This window comes from Marinomonas balearica (assembly GCF_004362145.1).
GTDB classification, from domain to species: domain Bacteria; phylum Pseudomonadota; class Gammaproteobacteria; order Pseudomonadales; family Marinomonadaceae; genus Marinomonas; species Marinomonas balearica.
Window position 1 is genome coordinate 267,083 of sequence record NZ_SNXC01000009.1, and the last position, 13,670, is coordinate 280,752.

The 13,670-nt window shown below is 44.1% G+C and carries 11 protein-coding genes; 7 read left to right on the plus strand and 4 right to left on the minus strand.

Going from position 1 to position 13,670, the window contains the following annotated elements; genetic code table 11:
- The first annotated feature begins 34 nt into the window (after window positions 1–34).
- On the plus strand, window positions 35–1,441 hold the full coding sequence (locus DFP79_RS02850) for a coniferyl aldehyde dehydrogenase (protein WP_133502444.1): 1,407 nt from the start codon (window positions 35–37) through the stop codon (window positions 1,439–1,441).
- Between the two features lie 76 nt (window positions 1,442–1,517).
- Here DFP79_RS02850 and DFP79_RS02855 read toward each other — a convergent pair whose 3' ends face one another.
- The 4 genes from DFP79_RS02855 to DFP79_RS02870 form a co-directional block, all read right to left on the minus strand.
- Window positions 1,518–1,973 (minus strand): MarR family winged helix-turn-helix transcriptional regulator, encoded by a 456-nt coding sequence (locus DFP79_RS02855; RefSeq protein ID WP_133502445.1) that lies wholly within the window; start codon window positions 1,971–1,973, stop codon window positions 1,518–1,520.
- Between the two features lie 263 nt (window positions 1,974–2,236).
- Complete coding sequence (locus tag DFP79_RS02860) at window positions 2,237–3,556, minus strand: TRAP transporter large permease (RefSeq protein ID WP_133502446.1); 1,320 nt, start codon at window positions 3,554–3,556, stop codon at window positions 2,237–2,239.
- Window positions 3,549–4,055 carry a TRAP transporter small permease gene (locus DFP79_RS02865; protein ID WP_133502447.1) on the minus strand — a complete coding sequence of 169 codons (507 nt, stop codon included), beginning with the start codon at window positions 4,053–4,055 and terminating at the stop codon, window positions 3,549–3,551. Before DFP79_RS02865 ends, DFP79_RS02860 begins: the two co-directional genes overlap by 8 nt.
- A 198-nt stretch (window positions 4,056–4,253) precedes the next feature.
- Entirely contained in the window at window positions 4,254–5,306 is a 1,053-nt protein-coding gene (locus tag DFP79_RS02870; protein WP_133502448.1) for a TRAP transporter substrate-binding protein, read from the minus strand.
- 277 nt (window positions 5,307–5,583) lie between these two features.
- Between DFP79_RS02870 and DFP79_RS02875 the strand changes: the two genes are divergently transcribed.
- The 6 genes from DFP79_RS02875 to DFP79_RS02900 all read left to right on the plus strand — a co-directional run bounded on the left by DFP79_RS02875 (window position 5,584) and on the right by DFP79_RS02900 (window position 13,623).
- Entirely contained in the window at window positions 5,584–7,140 is a 1,557-nt protein-coding gene (locus DFP79_RS02875; RefSeq protein ID WP_133502449.1) for an acyl CoA:acetate/3-ketoacid CoA transferase, read from the plus strand.
- An 86-nt stretch (window positions 7,141–7,226) separates the two neighbouring features.
- The gene (locus DFP79_RS02880) at window positions 7,227–8,435 is read left to right on the plus strand and encodes a thiolase family protein (RefSeq protein ID WP_133502450.1); all 1,209 of its coding nucleotides are present in this window, start codon (window positions 7,227–7,229) and stop codon (window positions 8,433–8,435) included.
- Between the two features lie 33 nt (window positions 8,436–8,468).
- On the plus strand, window positions 8,469–9,230 hold the full coding sequence (locus tag DFP79_RS02885) for a crotonase/enoyl-CoA hydratase family protein (RefSeq protein WP_133502451.1): 762 nt from the start codon (window positions 8,469–8,471) through the stop codon (window positions 9,228–9,230).
- Window positions 9,231–9,253: 23 nt separating this feature from the next.
- Window positions 9,254–10,021, plus strand: coding sequence for a 3-hydroxyacyl-CoA dehydrogenase (locus tag DFP79_RS02890; protein ID WP_133502452.1), 768 nt, complete (start codon window positions 9,254–9,256; stop codon window positions 10,019–10,021).
- A gap of 145 nt (window positions 10,022–10,166) precedes the next feature.
- Entirely contained in the window at window positions 10,167–12,023 is a 1,857-nt protein-coding gene (locus tag DFP79_RS02895) for a feruloyl-CoA synthase (RefSeq protein ID WP_133502453.1), read from the plus strand.
- A gap of 280 nt (window positions 12,024–12,303) precedes the next feature.
- Window positions 12,304–13,623, plus strand: coding sequence for a methyl-accepting chemotaxis protein (locus tag DFP79_RS02900; protein ID WP_133502454.1), 1,320 nt, complete (start codon window positions 12,304–12,306; stop codon window positions 13,621–13,623).
- Window positions 13,624–13,670: the final 47 nt, after the last annotated feature.

A 13,670-nucleotide genomic window follows, 5' to 3' on the forward strand; every position in this document is an offset into this window, starting at 1 on the left:
ACTAACTTAATGAAATAACTTTTTAAGGTCTGCTATGAATCCGTTTTTTCAACTCGATTCGCTTTTCAACAGTCAAAAAAGGGCTTTTTTAGCTCAACCAAATGAATCTTTATCGATTCGGTTGAGTAACCTTAATCAGCTTAAGCGAGCAATTCTTGAAAATCGGAAGGCGTTGATTAAAGCCGTTGATGCGGATTTTGGTGGGCGTTCTGAGGATGAAACAAATATAGCGGAAATACAGGTGTGCATTGATGCGATAAAGTATGTCTCTAAACATCTCAAAAAATGGATGAGACCGTCTTCACGAAAGGTTGGCATTGTTTATTGGCCAGCGATAAATAAAGTCGAGTATCAGCCTTTAGGTGTTGTAGGGATCATGTCACCTTGGAATTACCCCATTCAGCTCGCAATTGTGCCATTAATCTATGCGTTAGCTTCCGGTAATCGCGCGATCATAAAACCGTCAGAACTGACGCCCGAAACCAACAAAGTATTGCAGCATATTGTCGAAAAAGCATTTCCGCTTGAGCGCGTGGCGCTGGTTGAAGGTGATGCTGAGTTCGCTGCTTATTTTTCTTCAATGGCTTGGGATCATCTTATATTCACTGGATCAACCCGTGTCGGTAAGAAAGTGATGGAAGCGGCGTCGAAGAATTTAACGCCGGTTACACTTGAACTGGGAGGGAAATCTCCAGCATTAGTATGTGAAGATTTTGATATTAGAAAAGCCGCGCAAAGAATTTGCTTCGGAAAGTGCGTTAACAGCGGCCAGACATGTATCGCACCTGATTATGCGTTGGTTCCCAAAGAGTATGTAAATCGCTTTTTAGAAGAGCTCGAATATGCCTTCCAAGATATGTATCCCTCTGTTGTAGACAACCAAGACTACACGTCGATCATTTCAAAAGAGCACAAAGCTCGTCTCGAAAAGATGATTGAAGATGTGAAATTACAAGGTGCGAATGTCATACAGCTTAATCCGGCGAATGAAGACTTTTCAAAGACGAAAAAACTGTCATTGCATTTGGTCAGCGGAATAGAGGGCGAGCCAGATTTAATGCAAGAGGAGATATTTGGGCCTGTTTTGCCAATCATTGCATACGATACATTAGCCGATGCTCTGCATTTTATAAATGCTCGACCTAGACCGTTAGCTCTTTATTGTTTCAGTGATGATAAGGCCGTGCAACGCGCCGTATTGGATAAAACGCAATCAGGTGGTGTGTGTATTAACGACACCTTATTTCACTTGATTCAAGACGATTTGCCGTTTGGTGGTGTAGGAGAGTCGGGAATAGGGCAATACCACGGACCAGAAGGTTTTTTGAGTTTATCGAAGGCTAAGCCGATCCACATAAAAGGTAGGTTTTATACCGGTCACTTTTTTTATCCGCCGTTAAATACAATGCTTAAAAAAATGCTTAAGAAGATATTTTTCTAACGCTTCCCTGCATTTATTTGGGGTCAATCGAACCGATATTCAGGGCTTTGGATAGTTCCTTGTCTTGGACAGTATCTTAGTCTGAAAGGGTTCTCAGAGTTTCAAGTAACCAAGCGACCTCTTTTTCGTCTTTTAAACGAGAAGTCATCTCTTTTTCATGATCCATGACTCGTTTGCTGGCCGTTTTGAAAAAGTCATTTCCTGTTTGAGTCATATACAATGCATAGGAACGACGGTCTGACTTTGATGGGCGGCGTTCAATGATTTTCATATTCTCAAGCTTGTCTACCGCAGCGACCATGGCGGATCTGTCGTTACCTAAGGCTTGAGCAATTGCGGTTTGTGTTCTTCCGGGGTTGCTCTCCACAAGGGCGATCACGGCGAATAAGCCAGGGCTAATACCCAAATCTGAAAAAACGTCGCTAAAGGTTGCAAAGAAATTCATTTGCGCTCTTCTTAGGCGGTAACCAACGACTTTATCGAGTAGGCCGTAATCAATCGTGTTATCTGCATCTTTGTTTTCGGGTGACATAGTGCTCCTTAAAAATCGTTCGTCATCGGATGTTATTTTTAGTTAAATCCTATCTACATGCGATGATGATAATTTCATTTAGGGGTTTATGGATTACGTAAAGGGAGTGATTGTAATACAAATTGCAATTAACATGAAAACGGACTTCCTTTTCAGCGAGTATCCTAAACACAGATTAACGTACTTTAATTTTGGTCTATTCAATAGCGAGAAGCATTGGCTCAATACTAGTGCTTCTGCTTCTCGCTATATTGACATTACAATCAAGCAATCAGATGGACGAGCCCAAGTGTAATGCTTGGGAATAAGATCAGGAGTGCGACCCTAACCACATCAGAGATAAGGAACGGGACGACGCCTTTGAAACATTCTTTCAGTTTAAGGTCTTTATCAAATGATTTAATGATAAAGACATTCATACCGACCGGAGGGGTTATCAGCCCAACCTCGACAACGATCAAAGCCAGTATGCCGAACCAAATACCTAAATCTTCTACAGGGATCCCAAAATCCATAGAAATAATCATCGGGAAGTAGATCGGAATCGTCAGTAGAATCATCGCAAGACTGTCTAGAAAACAGCCCATTACCAAGTAAGTGAGCAGCATTAGTACCAGAATAGTGTAAGGAGATAATCCAGAATTAGAGATAAGCTCAACACCCATGTCAGGCAGTTTAGACAAGGCGATAAATACGCTGAAAAGGTCTGCACCTAATACGATAAAGAAAATCATGGCAGAGGAAACCGCTGTGCGCGTTAGACATTCTAAAAGTCCGTCTGTACGCATTTTACCGTGTGTTATTGCAAGCAATGCTGTGAGAATAACACCTACCGCAGCGGCTTCTGTCGGGGTAAACAATCCAAAGTAAATTCCTCCAAGTACGACTAAGAAAATCCCTGTGATGTGCCAGACATCTTTTGTGGATTTTAGCTTTTGCGTGAAGGTTGTTTTTTCACCGCGCGGCCCTGAATCTGGGTAAATACGCACGTAAACAGCGATTGCAACAATGTATCCAAATGCCGCTAAAAAACCTGGAATGAATGCAGCGATGAACATTTTTGCAATATTTTGTTCGGTTAAAACGGCGAAAATGATCAATACCATAGACGGCGGAATTAAAATACCTAATGTACCACCAGCAGCCAATGCCCCAGCAGCTAAGCTGCCTGAGTATTTAAGGCGTTTCATTTCGGGCAATGCAACTTTACCCATGGTTGAAGCGGTCGCCAAGGAGGAGCCACAGATTGCTCCGAAAGCCGCACATCCCGCTACGGCCGCCATTGCGATACCGCCGCGTTGACGTCCGATCCACGTATTACACGTTTTGAAAAGCTCTGCGGTAATGCCGGAGCGTGTCGCCAGCTCTCCCATTAGGAGAAACAAAGGGACAACCGACAGATCATAACCTGAAAACTTCGAAACCGGTGATGTCCCTAAGTATTCCATGAGGGCAGGTGTGCCGCCAATAAAAGAATAACCAATGGCACCACACACCATCATAGAGATAGCGATTGGGATCCGTATGCTCATAAGAACGAGCAGCAAGCCCATCATGACAAACGCTAATTCAATGTTAGTCATTGTGTTTACCTCCAAAAACCGCCGCCGCTAACTTGTATAAACCACACACGCTGCAAAGCGACATGGATATAACACCAGCGACGTACATCCACCATGCGGGTAATTCTAAAATCATAGATTGCTCGAAATATTCATTTGCCTCTATGCCACTGAGAGCTAATCGATAGGCAAAAACAATGGAAAATACCGTAAAAAGAAGATCGCCAATGGAATCTAAAAAGCGAATAGTTTTGTCTGTGCAATGAGCCGTAAAGAGGTCGACGACGATGTGTCCACGTCGCACATAACACAATGGTAGAAAGAAAAAGACCGCAATAGCTAACCCCATCTCAGTGATTTCATAATCGCCTTCCACTGATTGGCCAATCGTTGTTCTACCCACGATACTTATAACCGTGACAGCAGCAATGCAAAAAATAACGAGCCCGCCCATAAGCGCAAAAACATACGCGAGCTTTCCTAAAGGGGTTTTACTTACGTCAGCAGTAAATAGAGTCATCGTACAGCACCTGATCATTTGCCCGTGTCTATTTAAAAATACACCAAATTTGATGGTGCTTTACATGACACAGAGCACTAGTCATATCTTAAATTATTTAAAATAAACGTTTAGCAATGGTTCGTTTGAAGCTGTCGAACGACAGGTCGTCGTCCGACAGAATAGGTGGCTTTTTACAGAAGTGCCAGTAAACGAGAGTTAGAAGTTCTCATACTTTTTGATCAGTGTTTTTGCTTTTTCAAGTAGACGTTCTGCGTCGTATCCGTCGTCGTTCATGTCTTCAATCCACTTCTCGGTAACGGGTGCAAGCGTCTCTTTCCAGCGATCGTATTCCGCTCCTTCGATTGTGCTGAACGTATTACCACGATCGACTGCATCTTTGCGTGCACCGATTTCGTATGCATCGAATGCATCACCGATAAAGCCTGCTAGTGGTACACCTGAGTTTTGGTCGATCACTTTCTTAAGATCGTCCGGTAGGCTGTTGTAGGCTTTTTTGTTCATTGAGAATATGAAGAACTGAGTATAGAACCCGCGATCACCTTTGAACTCTGTATGATGTGGTGCAAGCTCATGGATTTTAAGAGGTTTAACAACTTCAAATGGTAGCGCTGTTACATCAATTACCCCTTTAGATAAGGCACTTGGCATTGATGGAACAGGCATAAAGACCGTATTTGCACCAAGGATGCCCAATGCGCCGGCCATCATTTTGTTTGGCGCTCTTACTTTTAGGCCGTCCAAATCTTCCATTGTTTTGATGTCTTTCTCACGAGAATGGAAAGAGCCCGGGAAGTGCGTATGAAGAGCCAATACGTGAACATCTTTCAGTTCATCTTGCATTTCAGTCTCTGCGTATTCTTGCAGAGCCATACTTGTGATTCGTGCAGAAAGAGGCACGAATGGCAGCTCAAATGCGGTTGCTTTTGGGAAACGGCCTGGCGTGTATCCACCAACCGTCCAAGTGATGTCTGCAATCCCTTTACGAGCTTGGTCAAATAGCTGTGGTGGCTTACCGCCTAATTGCATCGCTGGGTAAAGCTCGATGTCGATTCGACCATCGGATTGCTTTTCGATTGTCTCAGCCCATGGCTTTAGGAAATTAGCTTGTGCGTTAGACATAGGAGGAAGCATGTGATGAAGCTTAAATGTATATTCGGCTTCTGCGAATGCCTGCGTCGGAAGTAATGCACTTGTTGATAAAACTGTACCAGCCAAAAGAGCCAGAGCGTTTGCTTTCAACTTTTTCATCGATAACCACCTTAGGATTGTTTTTGTTTTAATTAGTGTTCTTGTGCGTAACAAATGAACGGTTTTACGACATCAACACAAAACGGTTCAGATTATCTATATTTTTGACACAGCCCCAGCGTATTTGCAATGAACTCTGCGCTTAGTTTTTCGCCGACGGTATTCAAAAAAAGCAAACAGAGCTAAAAATGTTTGTTTTTATAATAGTTGTGGTTTACAACTAAAAAAGTGGTTTTTACCCTTGCAAATAAATAGAAAAAATCAATGAGGGATTGTAATGAGCAAGATAATTTCTTTGGAAAAAGCGGCGGAACTCATCCCCGATAACGCCTCCGTCGCTTGGTCAACTATTGGTATGTCTTTCTTTGCTGAAGCGGTCGCAAAGTCAGTTGAACAACGCTTTTTGGAAACAGGACATCCACAAAATCTTACATTAATTCACGATTGCGGTTGTGGTGATGGTAAAGGAAAGGGGATGTCTCACCTTGCTTATGAAGGTCTAGTTAAGCGACTTATCTCCGGACACACAGGTCAAGCGCCTAAAATGGCGAACATGATATCAGAAGATGAGATAGAGGCTTACCTTCTCCCTCAGGGCGTTCTGACAACCATGTGGCGTCAGATCGCCGGAAATAAACCGGGTGTTATTACGAAAATCGGTATGGGAACGTACGTCGATCCACTGGTTAGTGGCGGAAAGGTAACCTCCCTTGCGAAAGAAGATTTGGTCAAGCGAATCTCAATCGAAGAGGAAGAGTGGCTATTATATAAAACCTTCCCACTCGATGTGGTTGTGATTCGTGCAACGACTGCGGACGAAGACGGCAATTTGTCTGTAGAAGAAGAAGCGATGTTGGCTGAAATTTTACCGATGGCTCAGGCGGTCAAGAACAGAGGCGGCATTGTCATTGCGCAAGTTAAGTTCATTGCTGAACGTCATTCTATCCACCCGAAAGAAGTGAAAGTTCCGGGCGTGCTGGTGGATTACATCACAGTGGCACCGGAAGAAGATCACATGCAAACCATCGGAACAACTTACAACCCAGGCTTAGCGGGCAATTCTCGTGTTCCTTTAAATGCTATTCCTCCCATGCCTTTCAGCGATAGGAAAGTCATTGCTCGCCGCGCTGCGATGGAGCTTGAATCAAATGTCATGGTGAATTTGGGAATAGGGATGCCAGATGGCGTTGCCAGTGTCGCAGCGGAAGAGCAAGTCACTCGACACTTTACGCTAACAACCGAGCTTGGCACGTACGGTGGAATTCCTGCGTCAGGTCCTGATTTCGGAGCGGCGTGGAACGCAGATGCCATCATTGAACACGAAGCCCAATTCGATTTTTATGATGGCGGTGGTCTTGATATCGCATTTTTGGGATTGGCTCAGGCTGATCAGTTAGGCAACTTAAATGTCAGTAAATTTGGCCCTAAAGTCGTCGGCCCCGGCGGTTTTATCAATATCTCTCAAAGTGCCAAAAAAGTGGTCTTTTGCGGAACGTTAGAGAACGGAGCCAAATTGTCGTTTGAAAACGGCCAAGCGAAGGTGATTCAAGAAGGAAAAGTTAAGAAGTTTGTTCAATCTGTTGACCATATAACCTTTAGTGGCGCGGTCGCTCAAGCAAATAATAAACCTGTTTTATTTATTACCGAACGGTGTGTTTTAGAGCTAAGAGAAGAAGGCATGGTGTTGACAGAGATTGCACCGGGATTGGATTTGGAACGTGATGTATTAAGTGCTATGGCGTTCACTCCTATTATTGCTGAAGACCTGAAAACCATGCCTGAAGAAATCTTTCAGGAGAGTTGGGGCGGCCTTGAAAAATACATTATCGGGTAGACCGTAATTATCAAGGTGATTAACAAAATGAGCCGTTGACCTATGCGCGGCTCAAGCTTAAAGAATTAGAATAAGAGGCAAGCAAGATGGCTTTTTCGAATGTAGAAATTCCTTATGGTGCGTACTGGTCTACGCCCTTTACAAAATGGCAGGGCTCTCTTCAGCACCTGCACTCTATGAAGTTTGCCGCTCACGTCGCAAAACAAGAATTAGCGAAGCGTGCTATTGATCCGGAAATTTTTGATTCGGGTGTATTGGGTATCACGATAAATCAATACCAGTCTTTTAACGGTGCGCCATGGCCACTTCATGAACTCGGTGCAACACGTACACCAGGCCATGCCATAAATCAGGTTTGTGCAACAGGAGCAAGAGTTCTGTTTGCCGGAGCGACAGAAGTGGATTGTGGGCTGAGTGACGTGTCATTAATTATGACTACAGATCGTTGCTCAAATGGGCCTAATATTTACTATCCAAACCCTAGAGGCATTGGAGGACAGGGTAAAACTGAGGATCAAGTCTTCTACAACATGATGAACGACTGCGTTGGTGGGCATTCCATGTTGCAAACGGGTGAAAACGTTGCGAAGCAATTTGATATCACTCGTGAAGAGCTGGATGACGTTACGGTACGTCGTTATGAGCAATATCAAGATGCGCTAAAAGACGATCAAGCGTTTCAGAAGCGTTTTATGACGTTGCCTATGTCGGTTCCGACGCCTAATTTTAAGAAAGAAGACACGGTTCTCACTGGCGATGAAGGTGTTTTTCCAACCACGCTTGAAGGGCTGCAAAAACTCAAACCTATTATGGAAGGCGGTGTGGTGACCTACGGGAACCAAACCCATCCAGCTGACGGTAACGCAGCTGTCATCATGTGCCGTTCTGAAAGAGCACAAGAATTGGCCACGCGACCAGAAATTAAAGTTGAACTGATTGGTTTTGGCCAAGCTCGCGATAAATTGGCACACATGCCTGCCGCACCTATAGAAGCGTCAAAACGTGCATTAGCAATGGCGGGCATCGAAATGAAGGATGTAAAAGCCATCAAAACGCACAACCCGTTTGCGGTCAATGATGTTGCGCTAGCAAAAGCATTCTCAATTGATGTGATGGAAATGAATAACTTTGGTTGTTCGCTTATTTGGGGGCACCCTCAAGGCCCAACCGGTATGCGCGCGATCATCGAATTGGTCGAGGAATTGGTGCTTAAAGGTGGTGGATACGGGCTGTTTACAGGCTGTGCTGCGGGCGACACTGGAATGGCAACGGTTGTACGAGTTTCGGATCGTTAATCGCATTCAAAGAATAAAAATACAGAGGTATCTATGAGCGAATACAAATTTATTAATTTCACAGTAGACAACGGTGTCGGTCACCTTGAGTTAAATCGACCAGAGAAGAAAAATGCGATTAACGACAGTTTATGTTTAGAAATAGAAGATGCTTTTATCAACCTTCCTGATGACGTCAGTGTGATTGTTTTCTCGGGCAGTGGTCCAGAATTTTGTTCAGGTTTAGATCTATCAGAACATAAGGCACGGGAGCCTTTTGAAGTCGTTAAGCATTCTAATATGTGGCATCGCGTATTTGGACACATTACAAACTCTGGAATTCCGGTTGTTGCGGCGATGCACGGTGCTGTAATAGGTGGCGGATTGGAGCTGGCGATAACGGCACATGTTCGTGTAACAGACGAAACTACGTTTTATCGTTTGCCAGAAGGTAAGCACGGTATCTTTGTTGGTGGCGGCGCATCGGTCAATGTTGCGAAAGTCATTGGCACAAGTCGAATGACAGAAATGATGCTAACGGGCCGAAACGTAGATGCCGAAGAAGGTTATCGTATCGGACTTGGCCACTATGTCGTTGAAAAGGGTCAGGCATTACAAAAAGCCTTTGAAATAGCACAAGGCATTGCAAAAAATTCAAAGTACTCCAATTGGGCTATGACAACAGGGCTGCGTAATATTGAAAGCATGGCGGCAGATCAAGGTTTATATACGGAATCATTGCTGTGCGGTATTACTCAAACGAGCGAAGAAGTTAAAGCGAGAATAGACGCCTTTCTGAATCGTAAAAAGTCCTAACCCATTCTCAGAAGGAGATTATTATGCAAGTTAAAGGTAATCATTTTGTTGTAACAGGATCCGCATCGGGAATAGGGGAAGCGGTTGCTCGTCGTCTGCACTCACTCGGGGCTTCCGTGAGCCTCGCTGATGTAAATGAAGAAGGGTTAAAGAGAGTCGCACAGAGCCTAGGTGAAAGAGTGTCGTATGCCGTGACGGATATTTCCAGCGAAGAGTCGGTACAAGCAAGCTTGGATGCGGCGGAAAATGCATTTGGTTCAATATACGGTGTTGTAAACTGCGCAGGTATCCCAGGTGCAGAGCGTGTGGTTGGTCGTGAAGGGCCACATCGTTTTGAGACATTTGAAAGAGCGATCCGCGTCAACCTTATGGGTACGTTCAACATGATTCGCTTAGCGGCGAATAAAATGCAGGAGAATGAGCCATTGGATACGACCGAGCGCGGTGTGATTATCAATACGGCTTCTGTGGCGGCGTATGATGGGCAAATTGGTCAGGCGGCTTATGCGGCTTCAAAAGGCGGTGTGGTTTCGATGACGCTGCCTATCGCTCGCGAGCTTGCGCGATTTGGTATTCGTGTAATGACGATTGCCCCCGGCATTTTCAAAACTCCGATGATGGATGTATTGCCTGAAGAGGTTCAGCAGTCGCTTGGTGAAGCGGTTCCGTTTCCACCGCGCCTTGGTGATCCTGATGAGTTCGCTGGGTTGGCGCAGCATATAATTGAAAACTGCATGTTGAATGGTGAAGTTATTCGTCTGGACGGCGCTATTCGAATGGCAGCGAAGTAAACTCAAAAAATTCAATCGTTAGAACAGTCATCGTTAATTAGAAGCGTTAGAACAAATTTCATACCTCTAACGTTTCTTTTTGGCTCCAGAAATAAGAATAAAAAGTAAGCCACATAAAAACAAATAGGTGGTTTGGGAGTAGAAAATGAACACAGGTTTTCATCCTATAAATGTGATCGCACATCCGATTAATGTTGTCCATCGTGAAGACGGATCTCAATTGATTAACAGCAAAATGCCCTTGGATAATTTTGCGAGATGCTGGACTGATAGGCTTGAATATTGGGCAAAAGAGACGCCAGATACGGTCTTTGTCGCACAAAGGGATGCTCAAGGGGAGTGGGACAAAGTTACGTATTCCCAAGCCGTTCAACGAATACGAAAAATAGCGTCTTGGCTTATCAAGCAGCCTGTAAGCGTCGAGCGCCCAATCATTTTTTTATGCGGTAACAGCGTTGAACATCTGATGCTTGCGTTGGCAGGAATGTATGTCGGTATTGCTCACGCACCCGTGTCCCCAGCCTACTCTCTTGTGGCGACGGATTACTCTAAGTTAAAACATATTTTTGATTTACTAACGCCTGGGTTGATCGTTGTTGACTCTCTTGCTCCTTACGAGAATGCGATCCAGTCTGTATGCAATGATACTGGTACTCCTGTTGCTGTGATTAACGGCGATGTCACTCCTGCAAAGATAACGAATCCAACAGTCCCATTCAGTGAATTCTGGGATTCACCAATCGACACAGCAATTGACGTTGAAAATCAGCGTGTTGACGGAGATACGGTGGCGAAGATTTTATTCACATCTGGCACAACAGGGATGCCAAAAGGGGTGATGAACACAGAGCGGATGATTTGTGCGAATCAGGTTATGATTGGGCAAGTTATGCCTTTTCTAACAGAGAAGCCACCCGTTATGGTGGATTGGCTTCCTTGGAACCATACTTTTGGTGGCAACCATAATGTTGGTATTGCGCTCTATAATGGCGGCTCGCTTTATCTTGATGATGGTAAGCCAACCCCTAAAGATTTTGATAAAACGCTGAAGAATCTCGCGGAAATTGCACCTACAGTGTATTTCAACGTGCCAAAGGGTTTTGAGCTATTGGTAAAAACGCTGAAAGAAGATTCTGTATTGGCTGAAAAGTTCTTTTCTCGTCTTCAGTTTACCTTTTTTGCTGCAGCAGGTTTGGCTCAACACATTTGGGATGATTTGGATAATCTTGCTATTCAATATACCGGCAAAAAAATTCCAATGTTAACTGGGCTTGGGTGTACTGAGACTGCACCATCGGCCACGTTTGCCTCGGTTGAAGAATCCGCGTCAGGTGTTATAGGAGTACCCGCTCCGGGCGTTTCTTTAAAGCTCGTTCCTAATCAAGGAAAACTTGAAGCGCGCGTTAAAGCGGTGACCGTTATGCCGGGATATTGGCGTATGCCGGAAATCAATGCCAAGGCATTTGATGAAGAGGGGTATTATTGTTTAGGGGACGCGTTTGCGTATTTAGATGAAGAGCAGCCACAGCGAGGCTTTCGTTTTGATGGGCGGGTATCAGAGAATTTCAAATTAGACAGCGGAACATGGGTAAACGCAGGAGTGCTAAAAGCCAAGTTTATTGAAGCATTTGCTCCGTATGTTCAAGACATTGTCGTTTGCGGCACGAATCGTAGCTTTATAACCGGCTTGGTTTTTCCTGATATAGCACATTGTCGTTCATTGGTTAAAGACTCTGATGGTTTAAGCGTCGAGGCGTTGATCCAATCGCCTGAAGTAAAAAGCGCGTTTGAAACCAAGCTAGCTGAGCTTGCGAAATCAAATACCGGCAGCTCCACTCTGATTAGGCGAATTCAGATACAAAGTGTTGCACCCTCTATTGATGCTCATGAGGTGACCGACAAGGGGTCGTTAAACCAAACTGCGGTTCAAGTGAAAAGAGCGGATCAGGTTGAAATTATGTATCAGCAGCCAATTCATTCTTCCGTCATCGGTTTGTCATAAAATATGTGAAAGGTTTCTGTTTCAGAAATGCCTTAAACATTGTATCTTATTGAAAAAGCGCAATAATTTATTGCGCTTTTTTTTGTTTTTATATGTAAACAATTGTGTAAATTATTGCATTATTCGTGTGTAATCACTCAATAAAGTTTATTTGGTTTTTTTGTATGACTTATATCTCTATAAGACATAATTCGATCAAAGAATGAGCCATTTGATGCTAAAAATGTAGCGGTATGATATCGCTTGCCTTCACCCTATTAGCTAAATGCTGGAGTTAAAGATGTTTGGGTCGAACAAGTTAAAAAGTGAAAATGCTCAGTTAAGGGAAGAGCTGTCTTCATTGCGTCAGGTTGTGGATAGCCTAAACAGTGATATGTTGAGCTTAAGGGTGTCTGACAAAGGTGTAATTGATAACGTTAATTCCGTTTTTCTTGATGAATTAGGTTTTTCTGAAAATGCACTAGTAGGGAAAAAGCTGATAGATCTCGTACCGTCAGATGCTCGTAAAACGGATCATTATCGCTTGGCCTCTCAAGCACTCAGTAGCGGGAAGCATTGGGCTGGAGCAATGCAACTGAACGATGGGCAACAAAAGCAAGCATGGCTAAGATTAGTGATTCAGCCGGTTCGTTCGTCTTCAGGTAGGTTGATGTACTTTGTGGTTTATGGCAGTAACCTTACGCGAACCATTGAGAGCTCTATCGAGCATGAAAATTTAATTAGTGCATTGCAACGTTCAACAGCTGAAATTGAATTTGATTTAGAAGGCAATGTAATCAGCGCGAATGATCTATTCTTAAAGTCGATGGGGTACTCAAAGCAGCAAATAGAAGGTAAACATCATCGCATTTTTTGTTTTCCTGAGCAGACAGAATCAGCAGAATATCGCGAATTCTGGAAAAAACTCAGTAGAGGTGAGTTTGCTACAGGGCGTTTCAAACGAGTCGATAGCCGTGGTGAAACCGTTTGGCTTGAAGCGTCTTATAACCCTATTTGCGATGCACATGGTTCATTTTACAAAGTCGTTAAGTTTGCTTCTAACATTACAGAGCAAGTTAATCAGGAACTTGCGATAAACAATGCCGCTTCCATTGCGTTTGAGACATCTCAAACAACGGACGTTACCGCAGTGAAAGGGTCAAAAATTATTAAAAATACCGTTGATGCAATAGGCAGCTTATCTAGCCAAATGTCTAAGGCAGCACAAGGGATCGCCGATCTTGATGATCAATCGCAAAAAGTGGGCGAAATCATTAAGAGTATCAGTGATATTGCCGAGCAGACTAACTTGCTTGCGCTAAACGCTGCGATTGAAGCCGCGCGAGCGGGAGAGCAGGGGCGTGGTTTTGCTGTGGTAGCGGATGAGGTGCGACAGCTTGCTTCGCGAACATCCAATGCGACAGAAGAAATTGCGGGCGTGGTACAACACAATCAAACGTTGGCCAGTACTGCTGTGAATTTAGTCGAAGAAGGACGTAAGCAAGCAGAACAGGGACTAGTGTATGCGAATGAAGCGGGCGAAGTGATTGTAGAGATCCAACAAGGCGCGCGTGAAGTAGTACAGTCGATTGAGCAGTTTACGAGCCGATTAACCGACTAATCGAACTAGAACTATTTCGCACGTATCTTACTCGTATCTCACTAGGG